We start from the raw sequence: 16660 nt of genomic DNA, 5'->3' as shown, positions 1-16660 counted from the left end.
GTATCCCCGGTGCGGCTCCCGTCAAACTGTCCGATTTCGTGAAAGGTTCCCGGATGGGCGCGGGTCAGTGAGGTCGAACCTTCTGGTCAGCCCGTGCGGCGCGGGGCGCGGGCCGACCAGCGGCCGTCCTCCCGGCGGACCGCGATCGGATGGTCGAAGCAGGAGCTGACCAGCTCGGTGGTCAGCACGTCGTCGGCCCGGCCGGTCGCCAGCGCCCGCCCGCCGCGCAGCAGCATGGCATGGGTCGTCGTAACCGGCAGATCCTCCAGGTGGTGGGTCACCAGCACGCTCGCCAGCTCGCCGAACTCCCCGGCCAGCGTCTCGACGCTGGTCAACAGCCGTTCGCGGGCCGCGACGTCGAGGCCCGTCGCCGGCTCGTCGAGCAGCAGCAGCCGCGGCCGGGGCACGAGCGCCCGCGCGATCAGCGTCCGCCCCCGTTCGCCCTGGGACAGCGTGGGCCAGCGTGCGTGCCGGATCGTGGCGATGCCCAGCAGCCCGAGCAGCTCCGCCACCCGCCGCCGCTGGGCCTCGGTGGGCCGCCAGCGGGGAACGAGCTCGATCGATCCGGCCGCACCGGTCAGCACGACCTCCTCGACGGTCAGCGGCGAGCGCAGCGGATGGCGGGGATCGACGTGCCCGATCCAGCCCCGCAGCGTCCGGACGTCGACCCGGCCCAGCCGGTGGCCGAGGACGTCCACGCTGCCGCGGGTGGGGTGGCGCACCGCGCCGCACAGGCCGAGCAGCGTGCTCTTACCCGCCCCGTTCGCGCCGAGCAGGGCCCAGTGCTCCCCGGGACGGACCGTCAGATCGACGTCGGCGAGCAGCTCGCGGCCCTCGCGCACCAGGGCGACGCCCGCGCAGCGAAGCACCGGCGGTCCCGACCGCGGTCCGTTCGCGGCGCCGACGGCCGACCGCGATGCCGGCGCCGCGCTGGCCGGCGCCGCGCTGGTCGGGGCACCGTGGGCGGGGGCGGCGCCGTTCAGCGGCGTGTCGGCTGTGGTCATCGGCTCCGGTCGTCACCGCGATCGCGCATCGCGGCACGCACCTCCCGGGCGGCACTGCGGGCGCGGCTGCTCAGTGGCCCGAGCGTGCTACGCAGCCGGCTCCCGCGGCCCCCGCCACTGCGGGCGATGTCGGCGAGGTCCGCCTCGCCGAAGTCGTGGTCGGGATGGTCCGCCGCTCCCAGCCGCCAGTAGCCGCGGGTGGAGATCTGGCCGCGGTCCAGTCCGGAGCCGAGCAGCTGGCGGCGGATCCGGCGCACCGCCGAGGCCTCACAGGCCACCCAGGCCGCCGTGCCCGCCGGCAGGACGGCCGCCGCGACGGACTCGGCGAGCAGCTCGCCGGCGACCCGCGTGCCGCGGTGCAGCCAGGTGACCGTGGCCGCCGGGGCGACCGGCAGGTCACGGTGGCGGCCCGCGTCGCGGACCTCCGCCAGCACCGTGACGCCTGCCGCCGCGGGCAGCCGTTCGAGGATCGTCGCCAGCGCCGGCAGGCCGGTCTCGTCGGCGGCGAGCAGGTGATGGGCCGCGCCGGTGGGGACCTCGTAACCACCCCCCGGACCGGCGATGGCGAGATGGTCGCCGGGGCGGGCCCCGGCCGCCCATCGCCCGGCCGGGCCCCCCGCGTGCAGCAGCATCTCGATGTCCAGCTCACCGGCGTCGGGGTCGAACCGTCGCGGGGTGTAGGTCCGGACCACCGGGCGGGGCTGACCCGCGGGGAAGACCGGCCGTCCGTCCGGGCCCCACGCCGGGACGGTCGGCTCCCGCTGCCCGTCCACCGGAAGGAAGATCTTGATGTGGTGCGCGGGCCGGGGCAGGGCGAAACCGGCCAGTGCGGGGCCGCCCAGGGTCACGGTGACCATGTCGTCGGCCAGCGGGGCCACCCGGACGACCTGCAGGCGCCGCGGGGCGGGGCGGGTGCGCCGTGGCTGCGGGGCGCCTCCGCCCGGCGCCGCACCCGCGGCGGGAGAGAGTGGCCCGGACCGGTCGGCGGGTGCCCCTGGGGTGGCAGGGCCGGCCGGGTCGGATTTGAAGGTTGACATCTCCCTCGTGTCCTGCCTTTGCATCAACACGGGGACCGGACGGTGGGTCCGTGCACCCGGTGCCACGACCGGCGCGGCGTCCGTGCGGTCGCACGCGCCAGCGACCACCTCGGATGAACGTACTTCTTGCCCCAAGGGCCCGGCGGAGCCGGGTACGAGGTCCGCAGGGCACCGCCGGCGGACGCCGGCCTCCGCTCGACGGCTACCACGCCGGCCGCGGGAGTGCGCGGCGGGTGCCGATCTCACCCCGGCGTCCACAGGTTCACGGCATCTTTCCCGGGATCAACAGCAGAAAAGAGCCGACCATCGGTGGAGATCGCCATCGTTTTTGGCGACACCGCCCCGATGTCGGAGCGCAACGTGGCGGTGCGATGGGGATGCAACCTATCGGATACGTCCCACCGCTGGATCTCTCCCCGGCCCCAGGCGAACGTGACGAGGGTATGGCGGTCGAAGGAGAGCAGGACCTCGTCCACCGGGCCGGTCCCGCCGTCGGGAAAGGCGATGGTGGCTGGGTTCGCCCGATCGGCGGTATCCCAGAGGGTCACCGTGCCGACGTCGTCTGTGACGACGACCGTGTCGGTGTCGAGGAACAGGACCGACCGCGCCTTACCGCCCCTGGTGGGAAAGGTGACGGTGTTGACGAGGTGCTCCATGTGCTGAGTATCCCATATCCGCACCGTTGCCTGGTTGTCGAGGTCCGCGGTGGCGGCGTTGCGGCCGTCGGCGGAGAGCCCCACGGCGATGCTTTCATGGAGGTTTGCGGCGGCGGCCCCGGTGCTAATGGTCGCATCGGAAGGCGAGTAGGTGGGATGGGCGAGGTCCCAGGACATTATCTCGTTGCCGCCGACGGCGACCAGACGGAGGCCGTCGGGAGAAAAGGCCATCCCCCTGACGAACTTCCCGTTGTCTCCGCCCGATTCTCCGGTGAAGGTATCGGTTTGGATGCTGACCGGACTTCCCGGGCGGGTGACGTCCCATAGAAATATCGCTCGCTGGCCGTCGGTGGTAACGCCGGAATGAGCCAGGATGCGACCGTCGGGAGAAAGGATCGACACCCGTCCGACCGACTTTGCGAAATCACGGAAACCGCCGAGGAACGAGGCATTCGCCGGATCGGTGATATTCCACATCCGCACGGTGGAGTCGGTGGTGACGACGAGGGTGTGGCCGTCGGCGGAGAAGCTTTCGGCCCGCGGCGTGGCCGCAGGCTCAGGCAGAATGGCCACGAGGGTCGGGCGGACGGACTCGGGGGCGGGGTCGGGCCGGTTCAGCAGGACGACGAGCACGGTGGGAATCGCGACGGCCAAGGCCACGGCGAGCGCGATCGTGATGCGCCGTCGCCGTGACCGCGGATTGGTCCGTCCGCCAGGATCGGGATTGCGGGACGAGGGAGCGTCGGGACGGGGAGTGCTTGCCCCCGGAGCGCTCGGCTGGGTGGCCAGCGGTGGCGGCGGTGGCAGGGAGGCCGGCTCGGGTGGTTGGTCGGCGGCGTTGCTCACCAGGTCGTCGAGATGCAGGGGGAGCCAGACGCGGCTCGTCCAGCCGGCGCCATGGATGGCGGTGGCGGCCCTGGCGAGGTCGAGGGCGAAGGCCTGTGCCGTGGGCTGGCGGTCGGTCGGGTCCTTGGCCAACGCCCGCAGGACGACCTGCGCGATGGGGGCGGGCACGCCGGTCAGCGGCGGTGGTGCGGCCGTGAGGTGCTGCTGGAAGAGCGCGCGGACGGGCAGGGTCGGGTCGAAGGGGAGTGCGCCGGTCAGAAGCTGGTAGATCACGACGCCGAGGGCGTAGAGGTCCGTGGCCGGGCTCAGTCGACCGCCGGTGATCTGTTCGGGCGCCATGTAGGACGGTGTGCCGGCCACCGCGGTCGCTGTGACCGCGGTTCCCTCGAACATCTTCGCGATGCCGAAGTCGGCGACCTTCAGTGTTCCGGCCGCGTCGAACAGCAGGTTGCCGGGCTTGATGTCCAGGTGCAGCACCCCACGGATATGGGCGTGAGAAAGCCCCGCGGCAACAGCTAACCCGACCGCGCAGGCTCCCTGCGGATCCAGCGTGGCACGTCGACGGGTCAACGTACCGCCGTCCAACAGTTCCATGACGATCAGCAGGAGATCGTCGGCTTCCACATAGTCGAAGACCCGCACGATATGCGGATGATCCATCCCTGCGAGCAGGCGCGCCTCGGTCTCGAAACTCCCCGGCGCGTACTCCGAACCCCCGGGAAGAATTTTAATGGCCACCGGACGCTTCAGCCGACGGTGCCGGCCGGTGAGCACCAGTCCGCCCGCACCCGCGCCCAGTTTCGCGCCAATCAGGTAGCCAGGAAGCGCTGCGGCAACCTGGCCACGGTCGACAATCAACGTACGATGGTGACCGTCGACCGGTCACGTGGCCGGCCAGCCGGCAGAACTCCGCTCCGCGCCCCCGTCATGATTCGGCATTTTAGCCTGGGCTCACCGCCGATGACCCTCGGCCTGGGCGTTCCCCCGGGCAGGCCGCTGAGCTGGCAGTACGCAGTCTGGCTTCCGCGTCGGAACCGATCGTCTCGCGGGGTCCGCGGCGAGATGATTGACCGCGACCGACACGTCGGGCCGCCGGTGCGGCGCCGCGACGACCGGCACACCCCCCGCACACCGGCCCCCGGCCGCTACGAAGAATCAGCTGACCGACGGTCCAAAACACCTTCTCTGCCGAAGTCCGACGCCGACGGGTCAGAACCTCCCAGGTCCGTTCCGACTGGCTGGGCGAGGTCTTTCCCGACCGATCCGCGAGCCGATCCGACCGGCGGAACGGCGCCGGGGGATGGCGCGTTGAGTCGGACGGTGGCAGCGCACCTGTCGGTCCCGGGAGTCGCGGATGACGTCGTCGTGTGCCGGGGGTCGCCGGGCCCGCGCGCGCCGGTACCTGATGTGCCGGCCGACCTACTTCGACGTCCGCTACGCCATCAACCCGTGGATGGACCCGCACCGCCCGGTCGACACCGCGCGGGCCTGCGCGCAGTGGGAGGCGCTGCGTGCGCTGTACCGCGACCTCGGGCACACCGTGGAGCTGATCGAGCCGCTGCCGGGCCTGCCCGACATGGTCTACGCGGCCAACGGCGGGCTCGTCGTCGGCGGCCGGGCGCTCGGGGTCCTGTTCCGCCATCCCGAACGGCGCGGCGAACAGGCGCCCTACCTGCGGCGATTGGCGAGGTTGGCCCCGGGCGGGGTGTACCGTCCGGCGTTCTGCAACGAGGGCGAGGGCGACTTCCTGCCCGTCGGCGAGATGATCCTCGCCGGCACCGGGTTCCGGTCGGAGCCGGCCGCGCACGCCGAGGCGGCGCGCGTGCTGGGCCGCCCGGTGCACTCACTGACCCTGGTGGACCCGCGTTTCTACCATCTCGACACCGCGCTGTGCGTCCTCGACGATGACCTCGTCGCCTACCTGCCGGCGGCCTTCGACGACGCCGCCCGCCGGCGGCTCGCCACCCTGTTCCCGGACGCGATCAGGGTGAGCGAGGCCGACGCGGCGGTGTTCGGGCTCAACGCCGTCAGCGACGGGCGGCACGTGGTGCTCTCCGCCGCCGCCGAGGGGTTCGCCGCCGACCTGAGGACCCGCGGGTTCGAGCCGATCGGGGTCGAGTTCGACGAGCTGCGCCGCGGCGGCGGCGGCATCAAGTGCGCCACCCTGGAGATCCGCGCCTGAGCGCGGCCACGCAGCGCGGCCCGGCTGCCCGCCCGGCACGCAACCCAGCGGGCGAGGGCCGGGTGACCTCACCCGGTCGCGGACTGGCCGCCGAGGGCGCGGGCGAGGCGGGCCATCCCCTCGGCGATGCGCGCGGGCGCGTGCGTGGTGAACGACAGGCGCAGCGCCGCCGGGTCGGGCGCGCCGGCGAAGAACGGGGCGCCGGGAACGTAGGCGACGTCGTGGGCGACCACGGCGGGCAGCAGGGCGGTGGCGTCGTATCCGGCGGGCAGACGAGCCCAGACGAACATGCCGCCCTCGGGCCGGTTCCAGGAGCTACCGGGCGGCAGCGCCCCGACGAGCCCGTCGAGCATCGCGTCGCGCCGTTCCCGGTACACCGCGCACATGCGGGCGAGGTGGGCGTCGAGGTCGGCCTCGGCCAGGTAGCGGGCGGCGGCCGCCTGGTCGACGGTCGAGGTGTGCAGGTCCGCGGCCTGCTTGGCGATCACGCAGGCGCGCCGCAGCGCCGCCGGTGCGCGCAGCCAGCCCAGCCGCATGCCCGGGGCCATGGTCTTGGAAAAGCTGCCGAGCAGCACCGTCCGATCGGCCGCGGCGGGGTACGAGGCGATCCACGGCTGCGCCGTCCCCTCGTAGCGCAGCTCGCCGTACGGGTCGTCCTCGACGATCCACAGGCCCTGCCGGGCGGCGACCTCGGCGACGGCGCGGCGGCGGTCCGCGGCCATGGTGCGTCCGGTGGGGTTCTGGAACGTGGGCACCACGTACAGCAGCCGGGGGCGCTCCCGGGCGACGAGGTCTGCCAGTCGGTCGGGGATGATCCCCTGATCGTCGGTGGGGGCCGCGAACACCCGGGCCCCGGCGAAGCCGAAGCACTGCAGCACGGCGAGGTAGGTCGGGTCCTCCACCACGACGGCGTCCCCGGGTTCGAGCAGCGCGGCGGCGAGCAGCGTCAGGGCCTGCTGGGAGCCGGTGGTGACCAGCAGGTGGTCGGGCTCGGTCGGCAGGCCGCGCCGGGCCAGGCGGGCGGCGACCGCCGCCCGCAGATCGGGGTCCCCCTCGGTGGTGGAGTACTGCAGCACCCGCCGGGGCTCGTCGGTGAGCACCTGGTCGTAGGCGCGCCGGATGCCGTCCGCGTCGATCAGCTCGGGGGCCGGCAGACCGCCGGCGAAGGAGATCACCTCCGGCCGGGCGGTCAGGGCGAGGATCTCGCGCACCGGGGAGGTGCGCACCGCGCGGGCGCGGGCGGCGAGCTGCGGCGGGGCGGCGGCGGTCGTCATGGCGGCTTCTCGATTCCTTCTGCGGACGGGTGGGCGCGGCCCGGCGGCTGCGTGCCTCTGCCTGCGCCGGCTGCCATCGGCGTCGGCCGTGATCCGCCCGCGGGACGTGCGGTCGGGCCGCCGCCCGGTCAGGTGCGCAGGGGTCGCGGGGGCTCCCGGGCAAGGCGTGGTGGGTGCGGCGTGGCGGGATGGCGGCGTGGCGGGATGGCGGGTGCCGGGGTCGACGGCCCGCCCGCCAGGCCGGGTCGCGGCGGCGGGCGGGCCGTCAGAGTCCCCGACGCCGACCGACTGTCGCGGCCCGCCGGGGACACCGGCGGGGTGTCCCCTCAGGGGCCTCTCCCGACAGGTATCTCATCATCTGGACAGGATCTCCCAGATGATGGGCTTACCTATGGTAACCCGGCCGCCCTGTCGCGCTGCCCCGGCTCCCGGCCAGCCGACCCGTCCCGACCGCGTCGACGACGCGGGCGGCATCACGGAGATCGTCGTCGAAGGAGTACTCGGGAGCCTGTGAGGACCTGCCACGCCCGCGCGCGTCGAAGGTGACGCATCGGTACCGGCCGCCGATTGTGTCCAGGACACGCCGCCAGTCCCGCCGAGTGCCGAAAGCACCGTTGAGAAAGATGAGGACGGGACCGCGGCCGGTGTCGTCACAGCGCAGCCTGGCCTCGCCGCCGCGGATCGTGAACTGGCGCGACGTCATCGCTCCGCTCGGACCAGGCCGGGTGCAGTCCCGGAGCCCGGCGCGTCGACGAATTCCGCTGGCTTTGTCGCCATACAGCGCCATAGAGCGAATTGTCTCTCCTCGGCGACTCGCGACCAGCGGTGATCCCCGGCGCTGGCGGCAGAGACCCGCGGACGCCGTTGCGACCGGCTGCAACGGACCGTGGGTGAACCCTCAATGTACCCGCAGGAAGCAGAATGGAATTTGCTCGGTCGAAGGTCGTGTATCCGGCCTTGAACGAGGAACACCAAGGGCCGGGCATGCCCAGGAGAAGGTATCCGAGTGCAGACGGGGGGAACCCGGCATGAAGGCAACATATGAGGCACCAGCCCTTCAGGCTCAGGGATCGTTCCGGCAGGCGACCGGTTTCGTCGGCTTCTTCGTCGGCGGCTGGGGCGGCGGCTGGGGTGGCTGGAGCGGCTGGGGTGGTTGGGGTGGCTGGGGTTGGAGCCGCTGGGGCCGCGGAGGCGGCTGGGGCGGCTGGGGTGGTTGGGGCGGCGGCTGGGGCTGGTAGCCCCGAGGCGACCTGCGGCGACCTGCGCCAGCCCAGCGGCTGGCCAGGCCGTCGTCAGAAGTCCGGCCCAACGTTCCAACCAACTGTCACGACACCCACCACGAGTGTTCTGTTCATCCGGGGACGAGGTGGCGACGGACCGGCCGTAGCGGTCGGCCGCCGCCATGTCGTCGTTTTCGGGCCGCGGTAGGGCACCGCTGACCAGGCGGGTGCGGATCGGGAGGATCTGGTATGCGCGTCGTGTGCGTGGGTGGTGGACCGGCGGGGTTGTACTTCGCCATCTCGACGAAGCTGCGCAATCCCGCACACGAGGTCACGGTGATCGAACGAGACCCCCCGGGAGCCACCTACGGCTGGGGGGTCGTCTACTGGGACAACCTGCTGGACGTCTTCTTCCGCAACGATCCGCGCAGCGCGCGGCAGATCCGGGCGCAGTCCACTCTCTGGCAGGAGCAGCGCATCAGCGTCGCGGGGGCGGGCGCGGCCTACCTGGCCGGATACGGCTTCAGCATGCAGCGGGCGACGCTGCTGGACATCCTCGCGCGGCGCGCGGCCGAACTCGGGGTGAGGATCTCCTACCGCCACGAGGTCGACGGTCTGCCTCCGTTCGCCGACGCCGACCTGGTCGTGGCCGCCGACGGCGCCAACAGCCGGGTGCGCCAGGCCGGTGGAAACCCGTTCGGGACCCGCCTCACGACCGGCAGCAATCCCTACATCTGGCTGGGGACGGACCGGTTCTTCGACACCTTCGCCTTCGACTTCGAACGCACCCCGGCGGGCTGGATCTGGTGCCACGCCTACCCGTCCAGCGCGGGCCTGAGCACGTGCATCGTCGAGTGCACCCCGCGGACCTGGGCGGGGCTCGGCTTCGACCGGCGTGGCGACGCCGACACCCTGCGAGAGCTGGAGAAGATCTTCGCCGAGCCGTTGGACGGCCACGGCCTGATCAGTCAGTGCCGCGGTCGGACCGCCCGCTGGCAGCGCTTCTCCGAGATCAGCAACGAGCGGTGGTACCACGACAACGTCGTGCTGCTCGGGGACGCCGCCCATACGACCCACTTCACCCTGGGATCCGGGACGGCGTTGGCGATCGTCGACGCGGTCATGCTCGCGCGGATCCTCGACGACAACGATGACGACCTGACCGCCGCACTGCGGTCCTTCGACGCCCGCGGTCGGCTGGCGCTGCGCCCGGTGCAGGCGGCGGCGCGGACCAGCATGACCTGGTTCGAGCAGGCGGACCGCCACCTCGGCCGGGACGGCGACGCGCAGAGCAACGAGGTGGGCGGCCGGGACGGCCACCTGGACGCGGTGTCGTTCGCCTACGCGATGGCCGGGCGTCACGGTCCGCAGCCGCCGTGGCGTTACCGGGTGCACCGTGCCACCCAGGTCCCGGCGGTCCGCCGGGCTCTGCGCGGCCTGAACTCGGGCGGCCGCTGGTGCCTGGCCCGCCGTCGGGGCGAACCCGTAGCGACGCGTGCCGAGCAGCCCGAGCGGGCTGAGCAGCCCGAGCAGGCCGAGTTGTCCGAGCGGGCGGCTCGATGAGCTGCGGCCCCGCCGCCTCGGGCTACTCCGCCGCCTCGGCTACTCCCGCCTCGTGCTACTCAAAGGAGGAGGGCCACCCGGTCACCCTCGAGGATGGCGGCGTGCGCGCGCCGTGGGGCCAGGCAGTCGCCGACCCGGTGTAGCTCGAACGGGGCATTCACCCGGAGCGTGGACCACAGCGAGTCCTCCGCTCGGGGGGGTTCGGTATGGACGACCCAGTCCACCGCGTGGCGCCGCACCGCCCCGGTGGGATGGTGCGTGACGCTCACCGTCAGCTCGCCGGCATGGTCCGCGCGACCGGCCTGGCCCACCCGACCGGAGCGGCGGGACGCGTCGGGCGGACCGCACGGAGCGGATCCCGCCGGAGCGGGACCGGCGTCGCCGACATCCGTCACCACGAGGTCGCCGGCCTGCCGGACACCGAGGGCGGCCGCTCGTCGGTTCCACCGCTCCAGGTCCAGGGTGAGGCCGAGATCCTGGCCGACGACCATCGCGTCGCTGATCACCGTCACATCGGCGCCGCGGGCGGCGAGCAGCTCCGCCATCGACGGGGCCTGGTGGAAACCCGTGCTGTCCACCACGAGCACCCGCCCGCGCGGGTGGGCCTGGCCGGTCAGCACCTCTCGCACGCCGACGATCCGTGGATCGTCACCCGCCCAGTCGGGCCGGGCCGGTCGGGATCCGGTGGCGAGGATGACGGCGTCGGGGCCGGCGGCGTGCAGGAGATCGGTGTCGGCGACGGTACCCAGCAGCACCTCGACGCCGAGCCCGCCAAGGCGGACGGCGAGGTCGTCGACCAGAGCGCGCAGCCCGCCGCGGCCGGGCAGCTGAGCGGCGAGGAGCATCTGGCCGCCAAGCCGATCGCCACGCTCGACCACGGTGACGCGGTGCCCGCGCGCGGCCGCGGTGACAGCGGCCCGCAGACCCCCGGGGCCGCCCCCCACGACGTACACCCGCCGTCCGCGCCGACGCGGTGGCGCCAGCGTCACCGCCTCCCGGCCTGCCCGGGGGTTGGCCAGGCAGCCCAGCCAGCGATTGCGCCCCGTCCGGCCCACACACTCCTGGTTGCAGGCCACGCAGGTGCCGCCGCCAGACCGGTCGTCCCGCTCCCGGTGGTCCTCCTGGTGCCGGTGGTCCTGGTCTCGGCCGTCGTCGCCGCGTCCACTCCGGCCGCGCCCCCCTGCCCGGGCCGTCGCGGCGAAGGCGGGGTCGGCGATCTGACCGCGGACGACCCCGACGAGATCGGCCTGGCCGGCGGCCAGGACCCGCTCGGCCTGCGCCGGGTCGGTGAACCGGCCGACGGCGACGACCGGCAGGTCGACCGCCGCCCGGATCGCCGCGGCGATGTGCGCCGCGTAGCCCGGGCGGACCTGCATGCTCGGCACGATCAGGGGCAGCGTCGAGGTCGCCACCCCGATGGCCGTGTTGAGGTAGTCGACCGCGCCGGTGGCCTCGACCATCGTCGCGACGGCGACCGCCTCGGCGAGGGTGATGCCCCCCTCGACCCCGTCGTCTCCGCACAGCCGTACGCCGAGGACCCGGCCGGGGCCGATCGCGGTCCGCACCGCCTCGATGACCTCCAGCAGCAGTCGGGCCCTGTTCGCGAGCGGGCCGCCGTAGTGGTCGGTGCGCCGGTTCGTCGCCGGCGCCAGGAACCCGCGGATGAGGGAGCTGTGCGAGCCCTGTATCTCGACGCCGTCGAACCCGCCCGCCGCGGCGTGTGCGGCCGTGCGCGCGAAACCGGCGACCACCTCGGCGATCTCCGACTCCGTCAGCGCCTTGGGCACCTCGCGGAACATCGGGTCCGCCACCGCGCTCGGCGCCCAGACGGGCAGCCGGGTGTAGGTCGAGGCGGACTGCCCGCCGTTGTGATTGAGCTGGGCGAGGATCGGTACCCCGTGGGCGTGGACCGCGTCGGCGATCCGCCGCAGACCGGGGATCACCGCCGGATCGAAACCGCGGATCATCTTCTCGTAGGGCCGGTCGCCCGGATGGGTGGTGAGCTCCTCGGTGATGACCATCCCGGTTCCGCCGGCTGCCCGGGCGGCGTAGTAGGCGGCGTGACGGACGTTCGGCAGGCCCTCGTCGGCGTAGTTCGTCAGGTGCGCGCAGAACACGATCCGGTTGTGCAGTGTCAGCGGCCCGATCCGCTGCGGGGTGAGGAGCCCGGGTGCCTCACCACCCCCCGCGCCGCCGGACCCCGCAGCCCCACCCCTGTGCGGCCCCTGCGGCCTCCGGGGCCCGCCCGACGTCTGCGGCCCCTGCGGCCCCGTCGGCCCGCCCGGGGCATCATCCGACCGGGGGGGTCGAACACGGCCGGGGCGGGGGAGGTCATGGTCCGGTCGGGGGGAGTCGGGCCGGTCGGCGCCGATCTCCCGTGCTCGGCGACGGCCCTCGAGGACGGCCGCCAGGATGGTCCGCGGCGCGATCGCGTCCCCCGCCCGGGGCAGGTCCGGGCGGAGGGAGTGCAGGGTGTCCCGCGGCAGCCGGGGACCGCAGTCGACGACCGCGGCGCAGGCGAGGATCTGCCGCTCGCCCGTCCAGGCGTCCTCCAGTACCAGCCCGTCCGGACCGATCGCGCGCACCGACGTCCGCACTTGCCGGCGGACGCCCGCGCGGGCCAGCCGGACGTTCGCCGGCGCGAGATCGCCGGCGGCCAGTCGGGCGCCCACCACCGGGTCGGGCGTCACGATCGTGACCGGCCGGCCGAGCTCGGCCAGCCAGTGCGCGGTCGCCACCCCCACGGGACCCCCGAGCGGGTCATGCACGACCACCGGCCCCTGCGGCAGGGCCGCCGGCCCCGCCGCCAGGACGTGGACCACGTCGAGGACCTCTGTCGTGGCGTCGGCGTCGGGGGCGGGCAGGTCGGTCCGCGCGGTGGGCGGCGCCGGGACCGAGCCGGTGGCGAGCAGCACCACGCCGCCGGCCGCCCGCTGCCGGTCGATCTCCTCCACGCCGATGTCGGTGTCCAGGTCGATCCGCACCCCGAGGCGGCGGCACTCGGCCGCCCACCAGTCGGCCAGCGCGGCGAGCCGGTGGAGCCCGGGCCCACGGGCGGCGATCCGCAGCGTCCCGCCGAGGTGGGCGCCGCGTTCGGCGAGTCGGACCCGATGCCCGCGGGCGCCCAGCACGCGTGCAGCCTCCAGCCCGGCCGGGCCGCCGCCGACGACGAGGACGTCCACCGGTGTCGCGGCGCGTCCGCCGGGCCCGGGCTCGACGGTCTCGTGGCCGCTCGCGGGTTCGCCGATGCAGCTCACCAGTGGGTTGCGGACATCCCGGACCTGGCACGCCTGATTGCACAACACGCACGGACGCACCCGGTGGCCCTGGCCCGCGCGGACCAGCGCCACCAGGTCCGGCTCCGCGATGAGCGCGCGCGTCATCTCCACGACGTCGGCGGCCGCGGAGTCGAGGGCCTGCTGGGCGTCGGCGGTGTCCACCACGCTGCCCTGCAGGACGATGGGCACCCGGCCGGCGGCGGCGCGGCGCATCCGGCGGGCGAGATCGGTGTTGAAGGCCGGCGGGGTGGCCGCATCGGGCCGGTACGCACCCGTCGCGAACGGGCCGCCACGGACGACGACGAGCAGGTCCACAAGGTCGGCCAGTGCACCGACGTGGCCGGCCGCCAGGTCCGCGGTGATGCCCGCCCAGGGCGCCAGCTCGTCGCAGCACAGCCGCAGGCCGAGGATGGGCGTGTCGCCGACGGCCGCGCGGACCGCCGTCAGGACCTCCCGGGTCAGCCGGAGCCGGTCCCGGCCGTAGTCGTCGCCACGCCGGTTGGTCAACCCCGAGTGAAACTGCCGCAGCAGGGAGAACACCCCGGCGTCGATCTCCACTCCGTCGAGCCCGGCCGCCACCGCCCGGCCGGCCCCGGCGGCGAAGCCCGCGACGATGCTCGCGATCGTGCTGCTGTCCAGTTCGGCTGGGACCTCCCGGCTCACCACGTCGGCCACCGGGGAGGGGGCCCACAGCGGCTGCTGCGACCATGCGCTCGATCCCTGCCCGCCGGCATGGCCCAGACCGGCCAGCAGCACGGTCCCGTGCGGCCGGACCGCCTGGGCCACAGCCGCCCAGCCGGACCCGCACTCGGCGGCAAGGGGGGCCCGTTCGTAGGGCCAGTCGTCGGAGGTCACCGAGGCGGTCTCGGTGACGATGACGCCGGCGCCGCCCGCCGCCCGCCGCTCGTAGTAGGCGACATGGCGTTCGGACAACGCCCGCCCCCGGCCCAGGTTGGTCTCGTGCGGTCCGAACAGGACCCGGGAGGGCGCGCGCCGCCCCCCGCGCAGGACGATCGCCTGGCTCAGCCGGGTGGGTGGGACCACCGCGCGCACGGGCGGTGCGCCCACCGGTTCCCCGGGCCGCATCGATCTCCTCTACGGTGATGGTGGGTAGCAGGTGGGGTGCGGCCCGCCGGCCAACGGGTCCGGCGTGCCCGCGACGCGGGACGACCGGGCGTCACCCGCCGCCTCGGACATTAAAGGCACTCGGTGTCGAAAGTGAAGTGAAGTGGGGTGAGGGGCGAGTGATGCCCCCCGGTGTGACCATGGGTGCCGACGGTCGACGCACCGGCCGCCGGCCCGCCACCAGCGCGGCGGAGCTCGAACACCTGGCCCTGCAGATCTTCACCGAGCGTGGGTTCGAGGAGACCACCGTCGACGACATCGCCCGCGCGGCCGGGATCGGGCGGCGTACCTTCTTCCGCTACTTCGCCTCCAAGAACGACGTCCCCTGGGGCGACTTCGACGGCCAGCTCGAGGTCATGCGCGCGTCGCTGGCCTCCGCCGCGGCGGGCGAACCGACGGTTGCCGTGCTGCGCCGGGCGATTCTCGACTTCAACACCTATCCGCCCGCGGAGGGTGCCTGGCTGCGTCGCCGGATGACGCTCATCCTGCGCACCCCCGCCCTGCAGGCGCACTCGACGTTGCGCTACGCGAGCTGGCGTGGCGTCCTCGCCGAGTTCGTCGCCCGCCGGGTCGGCCAGCCGGCAGACGCCCTGACGCCGCAGGCGGTCGCGGCGGCGCACCTGGGGGTCGCAGTCACCGCGTACGAGCAGTGGCTGCGGGAGGAGGGCACGGACCTGGTCGCAATCCTCGACGAGGCGCTCGGGCTGCTTGCGACCGGTTTCGCGGCCTTCTGAGCGCCGGGCGGCCGTACCGCCCGGCGCTGCTCCGCCCGCGCACGTCGCAACGAAAAGTAGTCGCATCATTGCGGTGAGCGGTAGCGCTCCGGCGTCGAAGCTGCGAGGCTGTGCACCCATCGACGCAGTCCGCTGACTCCTCGGAGTCAACGGCCGGCTGGTTGACGGGGAGGAAGCGCTCCATGGCAAGCACGAGCTCCAGGAACGGCGCCGGGCCGAGCAGCGCTGGAACGCGCCAGAGCACCGTCGCCGGGACCCCGGTCAGCCCGACCTCCCTGTCTGCCTCGCAGTCACCTGCCGACGATGCCGCATCGTCGGGCGACGGCGGCTCCCGGCCAGGCCCGGCGTCCGCGGGGGCGTCGGCATCGCAGGCAGGTTCGGCCGGCACGCCCCCAGGTGCCACCGGCGCAGGTGCCACCGGCGCAGGTTCCGTCGGCGCAGGTTCCGCCACGCCCGGGTCCTCAACATCCGGACCTGCCGAGTCCGGGGCTGCCACGCCCGGGTCCGCACGATCCGGCTCCGGGACCGGGCCGTCCAGGACGTCCACCGCCAGAACCACCACCGCGAAGTCCGGCGCCGGCAGGACCGCCGCAGAGGGAGCCACCGAGGCGAAGACCAGCACCGCCAGGGCCGGCACCGCGAGGGCGGGACAGTCGGGCCCGGCGAGCGCGAAGTCCTCCCCCGCGCGCGCCGGCTCCACCCGGGCGAGCGCGACTCGGGCGGCAGCCCCGGCCGGTCGGTCCGCCGCGGCGGCGCCGACGGAGTCGGCCTCCGTCGGGACGACCACGCAGACCGCGGGAGGGACCACGCCCGCCCGGTCGACCACCGCGCGGGCGGGGGCCGCCCGAACGGGCCCCGCCAGCCGGTCGACGCCGACCCGGGCGGCGTCCGGGCGCGGCAGCACGGCCTCGGCGGTCGCCGACTCCGCAACGGACAGGTCGGCGTCGGGTGACGCCGGCGGCGGCCGGTCGGTGGCGGCCGCCGGGAGCACCACGACCCGCGCTGCAAGCAGCCGGGCCGCCGCGGCGAAGCGTCCCACGACATCGCGGGCCTCCGTGACCAGGCCGGCATCGGGTCGCGGCACGGCGACGACGTCGGGCCGCGCGGTGAGCGCACGCGGCACCGTCCGAAATCCCGCAGGCAGCCGGGTGACAGCTTCCTCGGCCCTTCGGGTGAGCTCCACGCCGGTGGGGAGGGCCACCCGGGCGTCTCGCCGCGAGGACACTCATACGGAGCTACGTACGGCGACACTACGACTTCCCTTCGTCACCGCCCATTTCGAGGTCTCCCCCCCACCCGCGCCGGGCGGCCAGGTCCGGGTGGGGCCGCTGAGCCTGCCTTCCCCGGGACGCACCGCCTACTACCTGGGCCTGGGCACCCTGGCCGTGGTCGAGCTGATCGAGTGGCCGGTGGCGTTGGCCATCGCGGCCGGCACCTATGTGGCCGGGCATGCCGTGGGATCGCAGGTTGCTCCTGCGCGGGAGCGGGAGGCCGAGGTCGAGATCAGCGCGGAGCTGCCCACCGGACTCGGCCCGCGCGGTTTGTGGCGCCGGTTCCGGCATGCCGAACACGGGCCCGGCGGGCTGTCCGACCGCGACGGCCACAGCGAGAACGGCCGCCACGAACCCGGTTCCCGGGGGCGTGGTTCCTCGCGTCCTGGTGCCGAGCGGTCTGGCGCCGAGCGGTCTGGTCACAACGGTCACAGCGGCGGCGCGGCTCGGCCTCGCCTTCGAGGTTGATC

At 74.1% G+C, this 16660-nt stretch carries 11 protein-coding genes; 5 read left to right on the top strand and 6 right to left on the bottom strand.

Annotated elements, in window-relative coordinates; translation table 11 throughout:
* Nucleotides 1–86 precede the first annotated feature (86 nt).
* The 3 genes from FRAAL_RS18905 to FRAAL_RS18895 form a co-directional block, all read right to left on the bottom strand.
* Complete coding sequence (locus FRAAL_RS18905; RefSeq protein WP_083866846.1) at nt 87–1004, bottom strand: ABC transporter ATP-binding protein; 918 nt, start codon at nt 1002–1004, stop codon at nt 87–89.
* Nucleotides 1001–2041 (bottom strand): siderophore-interacting protein, encoded by a 1041-nt coding sequence (locus FRAAL_RS18900; RefSeq protein WP_011605451.1) that lies wholly within the window; start codon nt 2039–2041, stop codon nt 1001–1003. Before FRAAL_RS18900 ends, FRAAL_RS18905 begins: the two co-directional genes overlap by 4 nt.
* Nucleotides 2042–2283: 242 nt before the next feature.
* Nucleotides 2284–4401, bottom strand: a complete 2118-nt coding sequence (locus FRAAL_RS18895; protein ID WP_011605450.1) for a WD40 repeat domain-containing serine/threonine protein kinase — start codon at nt 4399–4401, stop codon at nt 2284–2286.
* A gap of 496 nt (nt 4402–4897) precedes the next feature.
* Between FRAAL_RS18895 and ddaH the strand changes: the two genes are divergently transcribed.
* Nucleotides 4898–5725 carry a dimethylargininase gene (gene ddaH / locus FRAAL_RS18890; protein ID WP_011605449.1) on the top strand — a complete coding sequence of 276 codons (828 nt, stop codon included), beginning with the start codon at nt 4898–4900 and terminating at the stop codon, nt 5723–5725.
* A 68-nt stretch (nt 5726–5793) separates the two neighbouring features.
* Here the strand turns inward: ddaH and FRAAL_RS18885 are convergent, their stop codons facing one another.
* Together FRAAL_RS18885 and FRAAL_RS36165 are read right to left on the bottom strand one after the other, a co-directional pair.
* On the bottom strand, nt 5794–6999 hold the full coding sequence (locus FRAAL_RS18885) for an aminotransferase-like domain-containing protein (RefSeq protein ID WP_011605448.1): 1206 nt from the start codon (nt 6997–6999) through the stop codon (nt 5794–5796).
* Between the two features lie 385 nt (nt 7000–7384).
* Entirely contained in the window at nt 7385–7702 is a 318-nt protein-coding gene (locus FRAAL_RS36165) for an alpha/beta fold hydrolase (RefSeq protein ID WP_011605447.1), read from the bottom strand.
* Nucleotides 7703–8027: 325 nt separating this feature from the next.
* Between FRAAL_RS36165 and FRAAL_RS33990 the strand changes: the two genes are divergently transcribed.
* Together FRAAL_RS33990 and FRAAL_RS18875 are read left to right on the top strand one after the other, a co-directional pair.
* A complete protein-coding gene (locus FRAAL_RS33990; protein ID WP_011605446.1) occupies nt 8028–8237 on the top strand; it encodes a keywimysin-related RiPP in 210 nt (69 codons plus the stop codon).
* Nucleotides 8238–8468: 231 nt separating this feature from the next.
* The gene (locus FRAAL_RS18875; protein ID WP_011605445.1) at nt 8469–9782 is read left to right on the top strand and encodes an FAD-dependent monooxygenase; all 1314 of its coding nucleotides are present in this window, start codon (nt 8469–8471) and stop codon (nt 9780–9782) included.
* Nucleotides 9783–9841: 59 nt separating this feature from the next.
* Here FRAAL_RS18875 and FRAAL_RS18870 read toward each other — a convergent pair whose 3' ends face one another.
* On the bottom strand, nt 9842–14146 hold the full coding sequence (locus FRAAL_RS18870) for a mycofactocin system FadH/OYE family oxidoreductase 2 (RefSeq protein WP_011605444.1): 4305 nt from the start codon (nt 14144–14146) through the stop codon (nt 9842–9844).
* A 179-nt stretch (nt 14147–14325) separates the two neighbouring features.
* On the opposite strand from FRAAL_RS18870, the gene mftR reads away from it, so the two are divergent.
* Together mftR and FRAAL_RS18855 are read left to right on the top strand one after the other, a co-directional pair.
* Nucleotides 14326–14919: a mycofactocin system transcriptional regulator MftR gene (gene mftR, locus FRAAL_RS18865; RefSeq protein WP_011605443.1), complete on the top strand. Its 594-nt coding sequence runs from the start codon at nt 14326–14328 to the stop codon at nt 14917–14919.
* Nucleotides 14920–16091: 1172 nt separating this feature from the next.
* Nucleotides 16092–16658 (top strand): hypothetical protein, encoded by a 567-nt coding sequence (locus FRAAL_RS18855; protein ID WP_231861095.1) that lies wholly within the window; start codon nt 16092–16094, stop codon nt 16656–16658.
* Nucleotides 16659–16660 lie beyond the last annotated feature (2 nt).

Origin of the sequence: Frankia alni ACN14a, assembly GCF_000058485.1 — a bacterium.
Taxonomy (GTDB): Bacteria; Actinomycetota; Actinomycetes; order Frankiales; family Frankiaceae; genus Frankia; species Frankia alni.
Note: the sequence above shows the minus strand (reverse complement) of the source record. Positions and strands in the feature narration are given on the sequence as shown.